The following is a 19,141-nucleotide window of genomic DNA, read 5'->3' on the forward strand; positions in this document are numbered from 1 at the left end:
ACTGATTAGAAGTCGTGTTAAGGGCATTATAAATAACGAAGGAACCACCATGAACAAGACAATTATTACCGTAGCCCTGACATTAGTGACATCAACAGCCTTTGCAGAAATGAACCATCTAGGTATGAATCATGCTGGCATGGACCACAGTGATATGGATCATTCGACAATGGAAATGGGGAAAATGGATCATTCCAACATGATGATGGACCACTCTAAGATGGACCATTCAAATATGATGAATATGGAAGGGATGTCTGAGGTAGGAATGCCCGCAAAAGGCGCAAAGCCCGATAAAGTAGTCCATGTCATATTAAGCGATGATATGAAAATCACTTTCAAGAAAGATGTGAACATTGAGCCCAATGATGTGGTGCAATTTGTTGTAATGAATACTGGTAAGATCGACCATGAGTTTTCAATTGGCTCGATGCAAGAGCAGTTAAAGCATCGCGAGATGATGAAAAACATGGGTAATCATGAACATGATTCAGGCAGTACGGTGACAGTGAAACCGGGTAAAGCAAAGCAAATACTATGGCATTTCCATGGTGATAAAAATGTTGAGTTCGCTTGCAACATTCCAGGGCATGCAGAGGCAGGAATGGTGAAGAAAATCGTTATTTAGTTTTTCCAACGTTTTAGTTCGTATCTACATTTAAGCTGTATCAGCGCCTAAACTTTATCAACGCCAAAGTTTTATCAATGCTTAGCCAGATCGCAAGCTAGCTAGAGTAAAAGCTAACATGCTTTAAGCTAACAGTATTAATTGAGAATTTAAATCAGAGCCTCTAATTCGTTAGGGGCTTTTTAGTTCAGTAGATCAAATTATTTTCTGTATTCTGCGTCTTTTTTTAGCGATTCCCGTTTAGCTAAAGTAACCAGCTAATGTAACCAATTAAATATGGGAAATTCTTGCACAGAATATTACCTAAGCAGAAAACCAGCACCCAAGAAGAAGGCTATAACTCAAGAAATAAACAGGCACCTAACTAAGCGCTTTTTACTTTAAAGTTTTAGATAATTCCACTAGTATCGAAATATAGTCACAGAGTATCGAAATTGAGGTAAAAGCTATGCTAGCGGAATGGTTAACACATAAAGACCAATTGAGAAGTTACATAGTAAAGCAGACTGGCGATTTAGATTTAGCTGATGATATTTTGCAAGAAGTCTACATAAAAGCCAGTCAGAAAATTGACCAGTTAGAAGCAAGAGACAAACTGAAGAATTGGTTATATCGCATTACTCATAATACGATTATGGACTTCTACCGATCTCATCAGAATCATGAAGAGTTAGTCGATAACCAAGTCGAAGAAGAGGTGCCTGCCGAGGTTGTGAACCTGCAAACCATGGGGCAGTGCTTGCGCCCTATGTTTGATTGCTTACCGGAAAAGTACCGTGAAGCGATGATCCTTTCAGAATTGGATGGGTTATCTCAACAGGCTGTCGCTGACCAGTTAGGATTATCACTTTCTGGTGCAAAAAGCCGAGTCCAACGTGGTCGGGTTAAGCTTAAAGAAATTCTCACCAACTGCTGTAATGTAGAAGCTGGGCGTGAAGGTATCGTTGATTTCTACCCTAAGGATGAATGTGCGGACTTTGCTAAAAAGTACAGCGTAAATTAACTTAAATCAGGCAGAAGTATGCGTGGCGAAAATGATCAATTATAGAATTACTTCATTATGAATACCGACAAAAACCAATTTATATCTCAACAAGTGATTGAAGATGTATGTGAGTGGGAAATCATGCATGGCGTTGCTTTTCGTCAGGCAGACAACACAGCGAGGCATGTCCCATTCAGTATCGCTCCAATGACGATGGAACGCTCTGTTTATCATCATCTACTCGCGGTGACGCCACTAATCGCTAAGTTAGTGAGTAACGTGTCAGAAGATCATGAGTTCTTGCAAGAATCCCTTCGTGACATGGCTAAAGCTGACCCTTTCTTCGGGCGCTTAATGGAGCTACATCAGCAAGCACACGACGATACATCCCAGAGTGATGAAACAGCTCGTCAGCCGCTATTATTGATGCGAACTGATTTTATGGACGACCGCCAGCATGGCGCCAAAGTGATTGAGTTTAATGGTATTGCAGCAGGCATGGGACCATTTGGTCAACGCGCAGCAGAGCTACATCGCTTTGTTCAGAATCAATGGAATGATGTGTACCGCAAATGGTTAGAAGATGACACGGCGACGCCTGCAGATAATCAGGGCATGGAACAATTGGCTTTTGGCATTGCCACCTCAGCTAAGAAAGTCAAAGCGTACTTCTCTGAATTAGATAAGAAAAATGATGAGCAGAAACCAACGTTCTTGATGATTGTTCAGAAAGGCGAAGATAATGTTTACGATCAGCACCTTCTGGAAGTAGCCCTGCAAAACCTAGGTGTGAGAACTGTAAGACGCACATTCGAACAATTAAGCACTCAGCTATCGAGTGGTGAAAATAAGCGTCTTATCTTAGATGGTGTTGGCGCTATTGATACGGTTTATCTAAGAGCAGGGTATCAATATTCAGATTACTGGGCGCCAGAGTTAAACGAAGACATTTGCTGCCATACATTAAGCCAGACGCGTTTGTTCATTGAGAAACACTATGTAGCAATGAATGCCACTATTAGCCAGCAATTGGCAACCAGCAAATCAATGCAAATGCTACTGACTATGATGCCTGCGGAAGATTATGCTCGTTGGGGCTTAACACTTGAAGAAGCACAGTTAGTGAAAAGTGTACTGGCGGAGATGAAGCCTATTTCGTCAGAAACCATTGAGTGGTTCAACAGCCACGCAGACAAAAAAGAATGGGTGCTTAAAAACCAAGGTGAGGGAGGTGGCCACTGTGTATTTGGTGAAGACATCAGTGACACTTTAACTACGCTAAAACCAGAAGAATACGATGCATGGGCATTGATGCAGCGTTTGTATCCTCATGAACGGGAAACGCCAACAATTGCGGTTCGTGATGGTAAGCAAACCTTAGTGGATGACTTAGTCAGTGAGATAGGTTTGTTTACCGCGCATTATCAAGGTGACGCCGTAACGGAGTTGGGCGGTTACGCTGGGTACCTCATTCGTAGTAAGCCTGCGAGTGAAAATGAAGGTGGTATCCACAGTGGACAAGGCATCCTAGATTCACTTGTTCTGATTGACTCGTAATTCACTCACTCAATTATTAGTTGTGCGGGCGATGGGTTGGATGGGTTGCAAGTTTTATGAGTAACTAGCTATATGTTGAACGGATATGTTGAACAGATATGGTGAACGGGTTGTGCGGTGAGCCATTATTTAGATACACAACCAGTTATGACCACTAGACCAAATAAAGGGAGTGAACAATGCTCCCTTTTTCTCATTTTATGTCTCTGATCCCACGTATTTTATTCTCTGCTTCTAATCGCTTATCTTCTATTCTTTTCTTCAGCTTCTAATTCCAAATCAATCCAGCGCATTAATACACACAGGATATTTGATGAAGAAATGATGGTTTAGAAGCAGGATAACCAATAAAAAGATCTTGTTTTTTTGAACTAGGTTATAAGTCTGAGTTTTAAAATGTGAACCAACAATCACATCTTGTTGATAGCGCTTTGCTTAATTTTACGCCTAATTATTATGTATGATAATAACACATGAAAGGACTGTAAAAATGAAACAAACTCTTGCTCTGACTGGTGCTCTTTTACTTGCTATGCCTGCATTAGCGGATGTTGCTAATAACGGTGTCGATTCCCCAGTTCCTGCCGACAAATTTGATATGCGTAACTGGAAGATCACCATCCCTTCAGACATCAATGAAGATGGTAAAGTCGATGAAATTGAAGGTGTAGCAATGATGAGCTACTCGCATTCAGACTTCTTCCACCTAGATAAGAACGGACATCTTGTCTTTGAAGTGCATAACAAAGCGATTACGACTAAAAATTCAAAGAATGCGCGTTCTGAATTGCGTCAAATGCCTCGTGGGGCTAACTTTGACAATATTCTTACTGACGGCAAGCTGAACCAATGGTCTCTTTCTAGCCACCCAGAAGCGGATCAATACAGCGCAGTAGGCGGCACTTTAGAGGCAACGCTTCAGGTTAAACATGTTTCTCTGCATGCAAAACACCCTGAGAAATACCCAGCGCACTCTGTAGTTGTAGGACAAATACACGCTAAAAAGCACAAAGATCAGATCAAAGCTAAAACTGGATATGGACACGGTAACGAGCCTCTTAAGATTTTCTACAAGAAGTTCCCAGACCAAGAATACGGTTCAGTTTTCTGGAACTACGAGCGTAACCTAGAGAAGAAAGATCCAAACCGTGCTGATATTGCTTACCCAGTATGGGGCAACACTTGGGAAAACCCAGCTGAACCAGGAAAAGCGGGTATTGCTCTAGGTGAAGACTTTAGCTACCGAGTAGAAGTTAAAGGCACAATGATGCATCTAACTTTCGAAACAGCGAGACACGATACTGTGACTTACGATATTGATCTTAGCAAAGGTATTGATGAGAAAGATCACCCAACAGGTTACGCAGCGGATGATTTCTACTACAAAGCCGGTGCATACGGTCAATGTAGCGTTCAAGATTCTCACCCAGTATGGGGACCAGGTTGTGAAGGTACTGGTGACTTCGCGGTTGATAAGAAAAACGGCAACTACAACAGCGTGACATTCTCTGCTTTGAAGCTGAACGGTAAGTAATCTCACTGTTCATCTAAGATTTATTCGTTAAAAGAAGCCTTTTGCTGCACTCACTCGCAGTGAAAGGCTTTTCTATTTCTATTTCTATTTCTATTTCAGTCCTATCTCTTCCCATTTGCCTACTCGTTTATTAACGGCAATTTTGGCTACTTGGCAATTTAGTCTTTGGTTATATGCCTACCCAACTACTGGAATCATTTATTTGAAATAAAAAAGCATCCTTTTGCATCCTCGTGCGTGTTGTTTATAGAAAGCATATAAAAACAGCCGAACAGGTACTCAAATGTTGGATATTTTCACAAAATTAGCAGACTGGATAACGTACACCCTGATAGGGATAGAACCCAATACACCTTTTGGAGTTGGGGTTCATTTCTTCATTGAAGACACCAGTAAAATTTTAGCCTTATTGTTTATCCTGATTTACGTCATCTCTTATTTACGAGCAAGCTTGAGCATTGAAAAAGTTCGAGATTACCTACAAGGCAAACATCGTGGTGTCGGATATTTCCTTGGTTCCGTTTTCGGTGCGATTACGCCATTTTGCTCCTGTAGCTCAATTCCTCTGTTTATGGGGTTTGTATCTGCGCGCATACCAATTGGTGTCACTATTTCTTTTCTTATTACGTCACCGCTTATTAATGAAGTCGTTGTGATCATGTTAGGTAGCGTTTTGGGGCTCAAATTCACACTCATGTACATCACCATTGGGATGCTACTGGGTATGTTTGCTGGTGTGCTTTTAGATATGTGCAAAGCACACCGTTGGTTACAGCCGTTTCTAGCAAAAGCCTACCAGCAAGATCTATCTCCAATAGAGTCAACCGGTCCCGCTCATGAGCCAGAACACCCGCTTAAAGGAAGCAATAGCTCTGAACAAAACCAAGAGCCTGATAAACCGATTTCTGGAAAAACGACCTCTGAAAAACAGGACATGACTTATCAAGAACGCCACTCTTTTGCGGTCAATGAAACCAATACGATTGTCCGCCGAATTTGGATATGGGTGATCATTGGTGTTGGGCTTGGCGCATTTATTCACGGATTTGTTCCAGCGCAGTGGTTTGAAGAAAACTTGGCAAACGGACAGTGGTGGACGGTGCCTCTAGCGACATTGAGCGCGATTCCTATTTACACCAATGCCTCAGGTATTGTGCCAATTATGGGCTCTCTTATTGATAAAGGAATGCCACTGGGGACTACTTTGGCTTTTTGTATGGGGGCTGTAGCGGTGAGTTTGCCTGAATTTATGATGCTCAAACAGGTGATGCAATATCGGCTCCTTGGGATCATTGTGGGGTATTTATTCATCGCAATATCGATTACTGGGTGGCTGTTTAATACTTATTATTAATCGCTAATTGAGATGGCTTTAACTAATGGCTTATCACGATTCACTTATTACGGATAGCTCGTAACGAATTATGAATATAGGTTCAAAGTTTACGATTCAATAAAGGCTAAAATAGAGGTTCTATTATGAAAAATATAAATGTGTATGGTTCAGGTTGTAAAAACTGCGCGTTAACCGCGCAGCGGTTTGAACAAGTGGCTAAAGAGTTAGATCAAGAGATTCAAATACAAAAAGTCACGGATTTAGAAGCAATCATGACGGCAGGTATTATGAGCACGCCAGGAGTCAGTATTGACGGTGTAGTCAAGCATACCGGTTCTGTTCCTAGCCTTGAGGTTGTGAGAACACTGCTCGCTTAACTCTTCTAATGCGCCTTAATGAATAAACAAATAAGCGAATAGCTTTTGAAGGACCAAGTATGAAGTGCCTAATGAAAGCATGGGAAGAAACAGAACCAATGCTGTATGGCTGGCTGATGAAGCAAACGAAAAGTCAGCCTGAAACGGAAGATATCATGCAAGAAGTATTTTTGAAGGCGATGCAGAATAGTGAAAAATTCTGCTCGCTGGATGATGGAAAATCTTGGATTTTTAAGGTGACGAAAAATTACTTTATTGACCGTATTCGTCGCAAGGTGGACTCAGAAGATATTGATGAATACCCCGCTTTAGAAACGGTTCCACCGGTAATGATACAGTTACAAACATGTTTACCGCGTTTATTGCCAAAGTTAGATTCTAAAGCGCGACATATTATTGAAGCTTGCGATTTAAACGGTTTAACTCAGCTTGAGTACTCAGAGCTTCATGATCTCAGTTTAGCAGCCACTAAAGCGCGCCTGCGAAGGGCTCGATTAGAACTTAAGGATAAACTCATCAGCGAGTGCAAGGTAAAGCAAGACGAAACGGGCGTGTGCTGCTTTAAACGTATTCAAGTCAATGAATTATAATAAGAGAAAGCACAGTAAGAGAAAGCAACTTGAATGCACTTGGCGTTCACAGTTACTTTGGCGGTAACGGTTAATAGGCTATGTTACAGTCATTAGGAAATGTCACCTATCAAGGTGTGTATTTGCTCAGATGCCTCTTCAAAGTCATAAGATTGAATGGACGCCATTATCGCATTCAGTGGATGGCTAGCTTCTATAGCGCGCTCTGAGAGCATATTTTCTACTTTATCGAGTGCATTAGAGTCATATCGCTCCACATAAGTGAGCAGCTCTTTTAGGTCGTCGATATGTAGATCGTTGTTCGAATCGAATTCTGGGTCCAATGGTGGATTCTGTGGTGAGTTAGCCTTTACATAATGATTAACTGCCGTAACTGATTCATTCAAACACGTCTCAAAAATAGCCAGTTCGTTAGACATGTCGTTCTTTGTGTCTTGATTTCCCTTGCCAGTCGAATCAGATAAATTACTTTCGATTCTTGCCGCGATGTTGCCTAGTCTTATTAAACCAATCGATAGAGCAACGCTTTTGGATGTATGGGCAACTCGTTCTGCCGTAGCAAAGTCATTAGTTTCAATGGCATTTCTTAAAGAATCAAAGTCACTTTGGTTTGATGATAAAAAGCGTGAGAGCAATCTTATGTATAGAGTTTGGTCTTGATTGGTCACTGAAAGCCCGCGTTCACTATCAAATACTCCTTGAGCGCTATCGAAAACTACTGGTTCTAATCGTTCATTTGGTGCGTGTAATGGCTTAATGTATGAAGTCATCTTCACAGTTTCATTGGCGTGGGGTAGATATTCCAATAATATGGATTCTAGTTTTGACAGGTTGATGGGTTTACCAATGTGATCATTAAATCCTACGGCTTTGGCGTGTTGAATATCTTCTTTTCTCGCGTTTGCTGTCATGGCAATGATTGGAAGACTAACCCCTTGTTCTCGTAAAAATTTCGTTGCTTCGTAGCCATCCATGATTGGCATCTGAATATCCATTAAAATTAAATCATAATGGTTGTTTTGAATTAAATTGATAGCAATTTGACCATTCAATGCGGTATCAATTTTCACCTTATATTCTTCAAGTAAACCTATGGCTAACTCTTGGTTTATTTCATTATCTTCAACAACCAATACTCGGCTTGTTGGTATAAATAAATGCTCTTTTTGAGTGTCTTCAATAAGCGTGTCGTTAGCAAACGGAAGCGGGGGAGCTATATCAAAAAAGACTTCGTAAACCTCACTTGGTAAAGAAGGGCTACGTGCAATCAACCAACCATAAGTCACTGCAATGGCAGAAAGTTCATCATCCTCTGTAGCCAATACGACTCTAATATCCGCAAGTTGAGATAAACTTTTTAGTGAATTAACGTCGTTATCTAAATGGTCTTTAATGACCAAAATTACGTTGATTTCATTAGGGTCGATTTGCGAGAAAACATCAGTAATAGAAGAGTATAAAGACATCTTACTTTTTAAAGGCAGTAAGGCTTTTTGTGTGATTCTATTGGAGGTGTCATTTTCTCTAGCAATCCAAATGTGATGGTTTTCAGAGGCATCAATAACCGTCTTGTGCCAGTTGGTTTGCCGTTCAGATTGCACATCAATAGGTAAGCTCAGTTCAAAAGAAAAGGTACTTCCAGAACCCAAATTACTGTCTACTTGAATATCGCCACCCATCAGCTCTACTAATTGTTTTGATATGGAAAGCCCTAATCCTGTGCCTCCAAAATTACGAGTTGTGGAAGTGTCCGCTTGTTGAAATGAGACAAACAGTTTTTGCTGGTTTTCTACTGAAATACCAATACCTGTATCTATAACGCTGAATTTCAATGAGCTGTGATGAGTTGTGCCACCGATTTTTTCCACCTTGATTATGACATGCCCAATATTGGTAAATTTAAGGGCATTGCTCACCAAGTTCATCAGTACTTGGTAGAGCCGAATATCGTCACCAATGTAATGGCGAGGGATATCAAAATCGATGTCGAAGTAGAGCTTTACATCGTTGTCTTTGACTCGCATTGCCATGACATCAGCCAACTTTCTAAATAGCTCTCTAAGAACGAAGGGTTGTGGATCGAGCTCTAGCTTTCCAGATTCTACTTTTGAGAAATCTAGAATATCATTAATGATGCCCAGCAGATTGGAAGCGGAAAGATCGACTCGTTCTAGGTAACGCGCAACGGTAGAGTTGGTGTTCTGTTTTTTGGCTAAATGAGTCATTCCTATAATGGCATTCATAGGGGTTCTGATTTCATGGCTCATGTTCGCAAGAAACTGGCTTTTCGATACATTGGCGCTTTCAGCGAGTTCACGGGCAACCTCTAATTCATGGGTCAATTTACTGATGTCACTAATATCATAAGCCCAAAATAGGACCGCTCGTTCCCCGTCATATTCCGTCACATAGTAGCTGGCAAGCCCAGTAAAAACCGATCCATCGCGCTTCAGAAATTCCATGGATTGATCTTCATAGCGACCATGGGTTGCGAGTTCTTGATAAATAATCTCTCGGATAGAAACATCGTGGTATATGCTCGCAACGTTGAACCCTTCCACTTCATCTGAAGGTACTTTAAATAATTCGAGCGCTCGTCTATTGGTATACACGGCTTTTTCGTCTTGAATCATCGCTACCACGATAGGGGAGGTATCAAGAATCCTGAATAGCTGAGCTCGTTTATTTTCTAATGCGGTTGTGCGCTGCTTTACCAGTTCCTCTAATTCGTTTTTTGAGCGATGGGCGATTTCATAAGAACGCCGCCCTACAACAAGTAAGAAAGCAGAAATAGACATTATGATGACAACCACGATCGCTAGAGTAATGACCAAAATATTTCTGATTACTTGATAGCTGGCGAGTGCTTCATCGAGATCAATTTCCGCGATAATTGCCATTTGTTTACTAGGCAACCAGCGTATCGAAGCTAAGGCTCTATGATTTTTAATGCTGGCTACTTCGTACAAGTTTATATCTTGGTATTTGTTTAGTATGGATAACTCTTGAACAACGCGGGTAATAGAAGAAGACACGGATATATCTAATTCCGGCGAATCTTGATCTTCTAATGGAACTTGTTCTAACTGGTTGTCTGATATCAATAACCCGTCTTTATTCACTGCATAAACCTGTCCCGTATTACCTAATTGTGAGGCATTAAAGTTCCTCGAAACTCCTGAATATGGATTGATTTTCAAGATGAATACAGCAAAAGGGTCACTTGCTCCCGTTTCTTTCACTGGAACAAGTAGAAACATAGAAGCGTTCCTTTTTGGATCTGTATTGGCAAAATAAGTGGGCTCAATATTAGTCGCCGGCACTAAAGTGACTTTGCCACGCCAAGCTTGAGCTAAAAATTCCGGAGCTTGAGTAACCAATATATTTTGATATCCAATATGCTCTTGATACGTTGATGCAAGGTTGGTGTTGTCTTTCGATATCAGGTAAAAACCAGTACCTGAGCTAAATTTAATGCGGTTAGAGACATGAGTGATTAGTTGGTTTAGAAAAGCGGAGTGGGTAAGTGAATGAGCTTTATCCTCAGGTGTTTTTTTGAGGCTGCTTATTTCATTCAGTAGGATAGCTAAAGAAATGAAATTTCCATCGATTAATAAATCGACTTGAACCTCTTTTTCTCCTAACCATTCTTGAAGAATAGTTTCAGAACCGTCTTGAGCAATATTCAATTGATGCTGATAGTTGGCGAGAGAAGAGGTTTTTTGATGATTGATCACGAGATAAATTGCAGAAGAAAGGGAAAGGCAAATCAAGGCAATAATCACAACGAAATTGAACCGTTGCTTAGCATTGGCAAATATCTCGGTGTAAGTGCCAGAGCGAAACATTCTGAAGATAAATATAGCAACCAAAGCGAGCGAAATAATCGAGATAAAAGAACTAAAGCTGCTGGCTAATGTGGGGTTTATTTCGGTTTCCCCTGTTAAGCCCAGAGTATTTTCTGATGACAGGACCACTTCTTCAGCCAGTGATAAATGCGAGCTAAATAATAAGAAAAAAGCGATTCCTTTTTTAACAAAGCTACAGTTTGAACATTGGTAATCCCATTTTATTAATGTAGGCATTGCAGCTCTCAAGTTGTTATTGAATCACTTCAAAACTATAGAACATGCTTTTCGGTTATGTGCATAAGAGCCTAATTTTATAGCGGAAATGTGATAATGCACTCTAGTGATAGCCTAGGAGTTCAAAGGGGCTCTAAATCCTACTTGGTATGTGTAAATAGAGCGGTACATATTAATAGAGCCGTATTTATTGGCATTCATGGTTTGACACTGATCTTCCATATCGTTAGCCTGAGCGGCAAAGTAAGAGAGTGAATCGTCTTTGATGATAGCTTGCTCTGCATTACCCAATATTTCCAAGGAACAAGATTAAATGAGTCAGCTAACACCGCAGCAAGAAGAAGCTATTGCAACGTTTAAAGAGAACCTTCATCTTCCTGGGGGTGGTTTCCATCTTCTTATCATTGAATTGTGTAAAGAGTTTCAATTGCCTTTCCAAAAAGTGCGTAATGTATTGATGAAAGCGCAGACAAAAGTCGAGAAGAAGATTCGTCATGATTTTAGTGCCGTCTGCGAGAGTGATATCACTCAAGAAACGTGGTTGAATTCAATTCGAACGAAATTAGCTGAAATGGCTCAAGACAATGTACCTGTCATGGATAACTTATTGGCTAACGAGAAATACAAAAAAGTATTGGCAGCACTTAACGTACCTATCCAGAATGAATATGAGCGTGAAGATATTTTAGAAGAGTTGATGCAAGTGTATGAAAAAGAGGTGTTTAAGCCTTTGCTTGCTATGCTGCATACAACCAAACTGTATTGGAAACTGATGCTTGCAGAAGATTTAAATAAAATGACAACAATATGCCGTGAACAATTCAGCGATTATCCACAGCACATGGAAGCGGCTAAAATTTTATTTGAATTAGATGAAAAGGTAAGAGCTGCAAAGATAAGTGAATAAGTGTTGAGTATGCGGCTGATAAAAATTGTCCATTCAGTTTTGGGCTCCTATTCAAGCGATTCACTTCTATAAAACTACACCCCACAAAGTATCGCTCCTCTCAATATTTTTTGTATTTCATATCAATAGGCTTACCACCAAGCCTATTGATTCAATTCTTTCTATTGGGTTTGTGTTCGAGCTATCAGTTACTTTAGAACTTGCTTAACCTTATCTATCAACGTGTTGTAGCGATGAGGAAGTTCTCTATTTCGCTTCTGAACTAAATATAGGGCTTCTTCTACTTTTTTAGTTGGCGTTGCGACATAGAGATTTTCTCTCTGTGGGAAGTTTCTAACGGCACTTTCTGGTAACACTGTAAAGCCTAGACCTTTCGATATGGGCATTAGTATTTGATGTAATTGGTTGATATAGCCAGCTTTAGGCAGCGAGTCGATATTTATCTTCGATAACTCTTCATCTCCGCATAAATCAAAATAAAGCGATAGATAATGATGTGAATCTGGGTGGCAGATCAAGCCAACAGAAAACAGTAATTCTGCTGTGACTTCTTTACCTTCATAAGTTTTAGGGAGTACTAAACACAGTGCTTCTTTTCCTATAATTTCATTCTGAAATAAGCTGCTGCTAGGAATATGCGTAACTATGCCTAATTCTATGCTGCCTTGTTGTATGTCGTTCAATACTTTGTGGTTGGGCGCGGCTTCAAGATGAAAATGCATCTCTGAATGTTCTTTCTGCAGATCCAATAATTGAGGATAGAGCAATAAAGATAAAGACCCCGAACATGATAATAAACACTGACCTGAGTAGGGGTTATCAAAGCAGAGTGATTCAAACAGAGCGTGTTCATCTTTTGCTAATTTAATGGCGTACTGATAGATGATTCGGCCTTGTTCAGTTAACTCAAAGCTCTTGTTTTCTCTTGTGATTAAAGGGTGTTTACAAGCATGCTCTAACTTCTTGATATGCTGGCTGACCCCCGGTTGAGTCATATAGAGTTTTTCTGCGGTCTGGGTGAAATGACCAACGTCAACAAGCGTTTTGAATGTGTGTAGCCAGAGAGGGTTAAGCATGCGCTAGACTCGATAAATAACAAAAAATTATTATTATTGGAAACTTTGATAATTTCAAGGTTCAAAATATCCGTTATACCGCTGAATGAGCTATTTCGGCTGAGGGATAAACAGATAAGTAAGAGGCATGAATTCATTTGTACCAAAGTGTGTTTTCTGTTGTAGTGAATTGATATTCAATCTCAGAGGATAAGTGATGAAAACAATTGGCATGTTAGGTGGAATGAGTTGGGAATCTACATCAAATTACTATCGTGAAATTAACCAGCTAGTCAAAGCTCAGCTGGGCGGTTTCAATTCTGCCAAAATTGTTATGTATAGCGTGAATTTTGAAGAGATTGAAAAGTTACAGTCAGCTGGAGAGTGGGATAAAACCGGTACAATTCTCAGTGATGCAGCCCTTTCTCTGAAAGCGGCGGGTGCTGATTTTTTAATGATTTGCACAAATACAATGCACAAGGTCGCGAATCAAGTCGAGCAAGATACAGGGTTACCACTTTTACACATTGCCGATGCAACTGGTGAGCAACTAAAAGCACAAGGAATTAGCAAAGTAGGGTTGTTAGGCACCGCATTTACAATGGAACAAGAGTTCTACAAAGGTCGCTTACAAGAAAAGTTTGGTATTGAAGTCATCGTGCCTAATGGGGTTCAGCGTAAGTTAGTTCACGAGGTCATTTATAACGAACTGGTTCAAGGTGTTTTAAATAACCGATCAAGAAATGATTTCATTACAGTGATCAGCGATCTGCAAGAAAATGGGGCTGAGGCTGTAATTCTTGGTTGCACCGAAATTGCGATGCTAGTCAAACAGAATGATACGAGAGTCCCTTTGTTTGATACAACTGAAATACACGCTCAGGCGGCAGTTCACTACGCATTAAGCTAATACGATTAAAAGAAGTACATTTAGAAGACGTACATTAAAAACGTATATTTAAAAGAACTGGATTAGAGATGAGTCAACACCGTGTTGGCTCATCTTAGAAAATACAAGGATTGTGTAATGAATAGAAATGTTTGGTTATTATCGCTTTGCCAAGCACTGCTAATGACAGGGAACATATTGTTGATTTCCGTGATTGGATTAATTGGGAAGCAGATTGCGCCGAGCGTCAGTATGATTACGTTACCCGTTGCGTTGCAGTTTTTGGGGTTGATGGCAGCGACTATTCCCGCCTCATTGATCTCCGGAAGGTTGGGGCGTAAGCGGGGGTTTAGTATCGGTAATATGGTAGGTATTACGGGGGCGAGCCTTGCCACCTATGCTTTATATCAGCAGCAATTTTACCTATTTTGTTTTGCTACCTTTTTACTGGGTATCGGTATTGGCTTTGGCACGCTTTATCGCTTTGCTGCTATTGAGGTATGCGATGAAAATGCCCGACACCGTGCAATATCCATATCTATGGCTGGTGGAGTACTAGCCGCTGTATTAGGTCCTAACTTAGCTATCATGTCACAAGAATGGTCACAGGATGGTTTATACATCGGGGCTTTTGCTTCTCTTATCCTTCTTAATATTTTAGCTCTAATCATTCTTCAAACAATCCAGTTTCCAGAAACTTCTTATCATGCCTTGCGGGACAAATCAGATTCGATTGGCGAGATCATAAAAGCACCAAACTTTATTGTCGCCGTTTTTGCTGCAATGGTTTCTTATGCGGTAATGAATATTTTAATGACGGCCACACCACTGGCGATGATTGGCTGTGGGTTTAATTTTACGAAAGCAGCTGGGGTCATTGAATGGCATGTATTGGGCATGTTTGTACCGGCCTTCTTTACTGGGCGATTGATTGAGAAGTTTGGGGCTCGACATGTGATATTAGTTGGCGGATTACTGTTCGTTGCATGTATTGCTATCAATATACACGGTCAATCTATTTGGCACTTTAGAGCTGCTTTAGTATTGCTTGGGGTCGGTTGGAACTTTATGTTCATAGCTGCGACAGGTATGTTCAGCCAAGCTTACAAGGAAAAAAATAAAGCCAAAGCACAAGCGTTTAATGAATTTGTGGTGTTCAGCTGCGTGACAGTCACTGCTCTTTTATCAGGTTGGCTTGAATCTACCGTTGGTTGGCAAAACTTGAATCTTTATGTGCTGCCATTTGTATTAATGGTCATTGTTATCTTTGCTGTGAATGCTAAGCAGTCTCGCGCTACGGCTTAGGTGATGTTCAGCTCTAGGTGATGTGAAACTTAGATGATGTGTAAACTTCGTTGATGTGAAAATAATAGTCGGTACTGAGTTATCTTCTGACGAACTTTACTGACGAATTAGGACGCTCTGAACTTAAGCTATAAAAGTTCAGAGCTTGTTAACTAAAAGGCTTCACATACTCTATGCGACACTTCGATAGAAATACTTTTCACACGTTTGATCGCTTAACTTTCTTAGCCCAAATGAGATTAGGGCGACAACCGCAACTGAAAATACTAGCCTTCCCCAAAATATGGTATTAAAGTCAGCCCCAATCAACATAATCAATAATGTATCTTCAATTAGGCTGTGTAATAAGTTAAGCAGCATAATCGCGGTAAACACGTCTCTTGCGGCAATATGACCACGTTTAGCTTCATTGATCAGCAAGCCCCCACCGAAAGACAACCCTAACGTGACGCCAATAATTGTAAGGTTTGTAGCCTCTTTACTGATACCTAAAATTCTCAGAAATGGTCTCAATAACACAGCCATTAACTTTTCTATACCAAGTAGCTTCAATACTTTAAGTAAGAGCAGTAAAGCTGAGATAACAAGAAATATAACGGCAAAGTTCTTTATCTGGCTTATCCCCCAAGCTAAATAGCTCGTGTCTGTAATTGCCTCGGGTTGCCACAGGATGACAGCATGTTCTGATAAAAAACCGCCAGTCTGGTAGGTGAGGTTAAGTAGCCACGCAAAAAAGAGACTCCCGCCAATACGAACAAAAAGGGTAGCAGCAAGGTTAACCCCTGCTTTTTTGGCTATTGCTGCTTCTATGGGTAATGAGTGTGCTAATAGCATCATGCTACCCAATATCGATGCTTGAGCGACGGTTAATGGCATGTCTAAATTGATAAACACGATTAGACCTGCATAGATGTTCGTGAGCATTGTAGTCGCCCAGACCAAGCCAAGTTCTTTAGGTAGCCCTACTAACTCCATAATTGGGCTCAGCCAGCTACTCAGCAATACTATTCCTCCCAGCTCTTCGACAACTTTTATCACTAGAATGATAGGGATCATGATTTTAAAAAGTGTGTACGTAACATCAAAAATGTCACGAATAAGTTCCTTAAAAAAGAGTTGAATCGGTTGCATTAGTTCTGTCCATGAAGTGTGAATCATAGTGATATGTTACACAGTGTCGGATTTGTATGATTTCGTTTTCATCTCTTTTAGATATTAAAAATTTATTATTTGAGTTAATTTTAAAAATTATTGTTATTTAAATTAACTTAAAGGGAAATTATGGATTTAGATCGAATAGACAGGAATATCTTAGCAACCTTGCAAAAGAACAATCGTGTTTCAAATATTGAGCTTGCTGAATTGGTAGGTTTATCCGCACCAGCGTGTTTAAAACGAGTAAAACGTCTACGCGAAGAAGGGATCATTATTGGTGATGTTTCGATCATCAATCCAGAGTTGGCTGGCAGTACGATGACTTTGATCGTTTCGGTCGAAATGGAACGAGACCGGGCAGATATATATCAAATATTCAGACGCTCAATTTTGAAAGCTCCTGAAGTTACTCAGTGTTACCAAATATCAGGAAGTTATGACTTTATGTTAGTGGTGACTGTGAGGGATATTTCAGCTTATGAGCAGTTTGTTGAGCGAGTTTTGCATACGGATTTAAACATAAGAAAGTTCCACACATCAGTGTCCTTAAGGACAGTTAAGTTCACTACCGCGATTGATTTAGATAGATAGCTTCTAATTTAGGCTAAATCCATATTTAGATGAGTGTTGTGTCAGTTTTATCATTAAATAAATACATTTTTTCCACCTATCTATTTTATACTGTTATTTGATTCGTTAATTGTTTTGTACAGTGAGATAACACTATGAAAGTGGTTGAAAGTCCTAAGCTTTCTATTGCTATGTTGGCGCCAAAGTATTGGTTAGTTTGGTTTAGTTTTGGTTTGTTAGCGTTAGTTGTGAATGTTTTACCTTATTGGGTGTTACAAAAAATAGGATTTGGTATTGGGCGTTTGACAAAGCTTGTATTGGGAAGGCGAGCTAAAGTTGCCCACCGCAATTTGCAGTTAAGTTTTCCTGAATTATCAGACAGTGAGATAAAGAATCTCGTGACTGATAATTTTAAAAAAACGGGTTTAGCATTAATTGAAACGGGGATGGCTTGGTTTTGGCCCGATTGGCGAGTAAAAAAGCATATGGCTGTGATTGGACAGGATATGCTGATAGAACAAGAAAAGAATAGCCGTGGCGTTTTGGTTGTGTGCGGCCATTTCTTAAACTTAGAAATGACAGCTCGCATATTCAGTTTCTTTGCACCAGGCTACGGTGTGTACCGCGCTCACACGAACTTAGTGTATGAATTCATACAGCATAGAGGTCGCACTTGGAAAGGTCACCAGATGATCGACCGCTCAGACTTAAAAGGTATGATTCGAGTGTTAAAGTCAGGTAATCGCTTGTGGTATCTACCTGACCATGATTATGGAAGAACTAGCTCTGTATTTGTTCCTTTCTTCGGAGTAAAAGAAGCCGCTACGACATCAGGTTCCAGTTTTCTTATTGATATGAGTAGATGCGCGGTAATGTCAGCTGTGACCGTTCGCAAACAAGGTAAATATACATTGGAAATTAGTGATGATTTAAGTGCTAAGTTCCCGCGTAAATCACCAGAAGTAGCAGCGACACTGATGAATGAAGAAGTTGAGCGAATGATTAAAAGAGATGTAAGCGCGTGGATGTGGTTACACCGCAGGTTCAAAACAGTGCCTGAAGGTTATCAAGGCGGCTGTCGTTATTCTTAAGTTTTAGCTTATTAGTTTATTAGTTTATTAGCTTATTATCTGTAGTTTAGCATTAGCTTAGCGGTGCATTAACTTGCACGTTCATTTCGGTCTTGGATTTAATTTATTGAACATAGATAGCTTAGACATAATTGAAATGGAACGCTAAATAAAAAGCCCCCAGCATCAGGCATGCAGGGGGCTTTTTTAATTCTATAGCTTGTGTTTCGGTTCATTCAGAAGTGAGTAATTTAAACACTTCAGCTACTGACTTCACTCTCAACAAAACAACTAAGATAAATTGAATATCAAGCGACGCAGAATATATAGGGCTGCTTGATATTCGCTATTGCCAGTTAAGCTAGAATTTCTTTCGCTGTGTTTACTACGTTTTCAGTAGTGAAACCGAACATCTTGAATAGCTCGCCTGCTGGTGCAGATTCGCCAAACGTTGTCATACCGATGATCTTGCCACCGAAACCAACGTACTTGTACCAGAAGTCAGCAATGCCAGCTTCTACAGCGATACGTGCAGTAACGTCAGATGGAAGTACAGACTCACGGTACTCAGCGTCTTGCTTGTCGAATGCGTCAGTTGCAGGCATAGATACTACGCGTACCGCTTTACCTTCAGCTGTAAGTTCAGCAGCAGCGCTAACCGCTAGCTCAACTTCAGAACCTGTAGCGATGATGATTAGCTCTGGCTTACCAGCACAATCTTTCAGGATGTAACCACCCTTAGCGATGTTTGCTACTTGCTCAGCGTCACGGTCTTGCTGTGCAAGGTTCTGACGAGAGAAGATAAGTGCAGAAGGACCATCTTTGCGTTCGATTGCTAGTTTCCAAGCAACAGCAGACTCAACTTGGTCACATGGGCGCCATGTGCTCATATTTGGAGTCAGACGTAGAGACGCGATTTGCTCAACTGGTTGGTGAGTTGGACCATCTTCGCCAAGGCCGATAGAGTCATGCGTGTAAACTTGGATGTTCTGAGTTTTCATCAGAGCAGCCATACGCATAGCGTTACGCGCGTATTCCATGAACATTAGGAACGTTGCGCCGTATGGTACGAAACCACCGTGCAGAGCGATACCGTTC

General features: G+C 40.5%; 17 protein-coding genes. 12 read left to right on the plus strand and 5 right to left on the minus strand.

Annotation, left to right across the window (positions count from 1 at the left end; all coding sequences use genetic code 11):
• The first annotated feature begins 49 nt into the window (after positions 1-49).
• From F0226_RS11565 to F0226_RS11595, 7 genes are all read left to right on the plus strand, one after another.
• Positions 50-628: a cupredoxin family protein gene (locus tag F0226_RS11565; protein WP_171735785.1), complete on the plus strand. Its 579-nt coding sequence runs from the start codon at positions 50-52 to the stop codon at positions 626-628.
• A 448-nt stretch (positions 629-1,076) separates the two neighbouring features.
• A complete protein-coding gene (sigZ, locus tag F0226_RS11570; RefSeq protein WP_171735786.1) occupies positions 1,077-1,631 on the plus strand; it encodes an RNA polymerase sigma factor SigZ in 555 nt (184 codons plus the stop codon).
• Between the two features lie 57 nt (positions 1,632-1,688).
• Positions 1,689-3,170 (plus strand): glutathione synthase, encoded by a 1,482-nt coding sequence (locus F0226_RS11575; protein ID WP_171735787.1) that lies wholly within the window; start codon positions 1,689-1,691, stop codon positions 3,168-3,170.
• A 532-nt stretch (positions 3,171-3,702) separates the two neighbouring features.
• On the plus strand, positions 3,703-4,704 hold the full coding sequence (locus F0226_RS11580) for a polysaccharide lyase family 7 protein (protein ID WP_253820807.1): 1,002 nt from the start codon (positions 3,703-3,705) through the stop codon (positions 4,702-4,704).
• Between the two features lie 283 nt (positions 4,705-4,987).
• Positions 4,988-6,058 carry a permease gene (locus F0226_RS11585; protein ID WP_171735789.1) on the plus strand — a complete coding sequence of 357 codons (1,071 nt, stop codon included), beginning with the start codon at positions 4,988-4,990 and terminating at the stop codon, positions 6,056-6,058.
• Between the two features lie 125 nt (positions 6,059-6,183).
• A complete protein-coding gene (locus F0226_RS11590; protein WP_171735790.1) occupies positions 6,184-6,417 on the plus strand; it encodes a thioredoxin family protein in 234 nt (77 codons plus the stop codon).
• A 59-nt stretch (positions 6,418-6,476) separates the two neighbouring features.
• Positions 6,477-7,007: a sigma-70 family RNA polymerase sigma factor gene (locus F0226_RS11595; protein ID WP_171735791.1), complete on the plus strand. Its 531-nt coding sequence runs from the start codon at positions 6,477-6,479 to the stop codon at positions 7,005-7,007.
• A 92-nt stretch (positions 7,008-7,099) separates the two neighbouring features.
• Here F0226_RS11595 and F0226_RS11600 read toward each other — a convergent pair whose 3' ends face one another.
• Together F0226_RS11600 and F0226_RS11605 are read right to left on the minus strand one after the other, a co-directional pair.
• Complete coding sequence (locus tag F0226_RS11600; protein WP_171735792.1) at positions 7,100-11,092, minus strand: ATP-binding protein; 3,993 nt, start codon at positions 11,090-11,092, stop codon at positions 7,100-7,102.
• A gap of 114 nt (positions 11,093-11,206) precedes the next feature.
• Entirely contained in the window at positions 11,207-11,383 is a 177-nt protein-coding gene (locus F0226_RS11605) for a hypothetical protein (protein ID WP_171735793.1), read from the minus strand.
• Between the two features lie 22 nt (positions 11,384-11,405).
• Between F0226_RS11605 and F0226_RS11610 the strand changes: the two genes are divergently transcribed.
• Entirely contained in the window at positions 11,406-11,999 is a 594-nt protein-coding gene (locus F0226_RS11610) for a hypothetical protein (protein WP_171735794.1), read from the plus strand.
• A 188-nt stretch (positions 12,000-12,187) separates the two neighbouring features.
• Here the strand turns inward: F0226_RS11610 and F0226_RS11615 are convergent, their stop codons facing one another.
• A complete protein-coding gene (locus F0226_RS11615; RefSeq protein WP_171735795.1) occupies positions 12,188-13,075 on the minus strand; it encodes a LysR family transcriptional regulator in 888 nt (295 codons plus the stop codon).
• Positions 13,076-13,271: 196 nt separating this feature from the next.
• On the opposite strand from F0226_RS11615, the gene F0226_RS11620 reads away from it, so the two are divergent.
• Both F0226_RS11620 and F0226_RS11625 read left to right on the plus strand, forming a co-directional pair.
• A complete protein-coding gene (locus F0226_RS11620; protein WP_171735796.1) occupies positions 13,272-13,964 on the plus strand; it encodes an aspartate/glutamate racemase family protein in 693 nt (230 codons plus the stop codon).
• 117 nt (positions 13,965-14,081) lie between these two features.
• Positions 14,082-15,248: an MFS transporter gene (locus F0226_RS11625; RefSeq protein WP_171735797.1), complete on the plus strand. Its 1,167-nt coding sequence runs from the start codon at positions 14,082-14,084 to the stop codon at positions 15,246-15,248.
• 171 nt (positions 15,249-15,419) lie between these two features.
• Here F0226_RS11625 and F0226_RS11630 read toward each other — a convergent pair whose 3' ends face one another.
• Positions 15,420-16,379, minus strand: a complete 960-nt coding sequence (locus F0226_RS11630) for a hypothetical protein (protein ID WP_171735798.1) — start codon at positions 16,377-16,379, stop codon at positions 15,420-15,422.
• 150 nt (positions 16,380-16,529) lie between these two features.
• Between F0226_RS11630 and F0226_RS11635 the strand changes: the two genes are divergently transcribed.
• Both F0226_RS11635 and lpxL read left to right on the plus strand, forming a co-directional pair.
• A complete protein-coding gene (locus tag F0226_RS11635) occupies positions 16,530-16,994 on the plus strand; it encodes an Lrp/AsnC family transcriptional regulator (RefSeq protein WP_171735799.1) in 465 nt (154 codons plus the stop codon).
• Positions 16,995-17,128: 134 nt separating this feature from the next.
• Entirely contained in the window at positions 17,129-18,064 is a 936-nt protein-coding gene (gene lpxL / locus F0226_RS11640) for an LpxL/LpxP family Kdo(2)-lipid IV(A) lauroyl/palmitoleoyl acyltransferase (RefSeq protein WP_171735800.1), read from the plus strand.
• Positions 18,065-18,399: 335 nt separating this feature from the next.
• Here the strand turns inward: lpxL and F0226_RS11645 are convergent.
• Positions 18,400-19,141 (minus strand): transketolase C-terminal domain-containing protein (locus F0226_RS11645; RefSeq protein WP_301338155.1); only part of this gene is annotated, 742 nt, incomplete at its 5' end.

Source organism: Vibrio sp. 99-70-13A1 (assembly GCF_013114625.1).
In the GTDB taxonomy this organism is placed as follows: domain Bacteria; phylum Pseudomonadota; class Gammaproteobacteria; order Enterobacterales; family Vibrionaceae; genus Vibrio.

Bases quoted from the DNA above. Each gene is read 5' to 3' on its own strand.
- F0226_RS11565 (WP_171735785.1), top strand. From the start codon at position 50: ATGAACAAGACAATTATTACCGTAGCCCTGACATTAGTGACATCAACA.
- sigZ (WP_171735786.1), top strand. From the start codon at position 1,077: ATGCTAGCGGAATGGTTAACACATAAAGACCAATTGAGAAGTTACATA.
- F0226_RS11575 (WP_171735787.1), top strand. From the start codon at position 1,689: ATGAATACCGACAAAAACCAATTTATATCTCAACAAGTGATTGAAGAT.
- F0226_RS11580 (WP_253820807.1), top strand. From the start codon at position 3,703: ATGCCTGCATTAGCGGATGTTGCTAATAACGGTGTCGATTCCCCAGTT.
- F0226_RS11585 (WP_171735789.1), top strand. From the start codon at position 4,988: ATGTTGGATATTTTCACAAAATTAGCAGACTGGATAACGTACACCCTG.
- F0226_RS11590 (WP_171735790.1), top strand. From the start codon at position 6,184: ATGAAAAATATAAATGTGTATGGTTCAGGTTGTAAAAACTGCGCGTTA.
- F0226_RS11595 (WP_171735791.1), top strand. From the start codon at position 6,477: ATGAAGTGCCTAATGAAAGCATGGGAAGAAACAGAACCAATGCTGTAT.
- F0226_RS11600 (WP_171735792.1), bottom strand. From the start codon at position 11,092: ATGCCTACATTAATAAAATGGGATTACCAATGTTCAAACTGTAGCTTT.
- F0226_RS11610 (WP_171735794.1), top strand. From the start codon at position 11,406: ATGAGTCAGCTAACACCGCAGCAAGAAGAAGCTATTGCAACGTTTAAA.
- F0226_RS11615 (WP_171735795.1), bottom strand. From the start codon at position 13,075: ATGCTTAACCCTCTCTGGCTACACACATTCAAAACGCTTGTTGACGTT.
- F0226_RS11620 (WP_171735796.1), top strand. From the start codon at position 13,272: ATGAAAACAATTGGCATGTTAGGTGGAATGAGTTGGGAATCTACATCA.
- F0226_RS11625 (WP_171735797.1), top strand. From the start codon at position 14,082: ATGAATAGAAATGTTTGGTTATTATCGCTTTGCCAAGCACTGCTAATG.
- F0226_RS11630 (WP_171735798.1), bottom strand. From the start codon at position 16,379: ATGCAACCGATTCAACTCTTTTTTAAGGAACTTATTCGTGACATTTTT.
- F0226_RS11635 (WP_171735799.1), top strand. From the start codon at position 16,530: ATGGATTTAGATCGAATAGACAGGAATATCTTAGCAACCTTGCAAAAG.
- lpxL (WP_171735800.1), top strand. From the start codon at position 17,129: ATGAAAGTGGTTGAAAGTCCTAAGCTTTCTATTGCTATGTTGGCGCCA.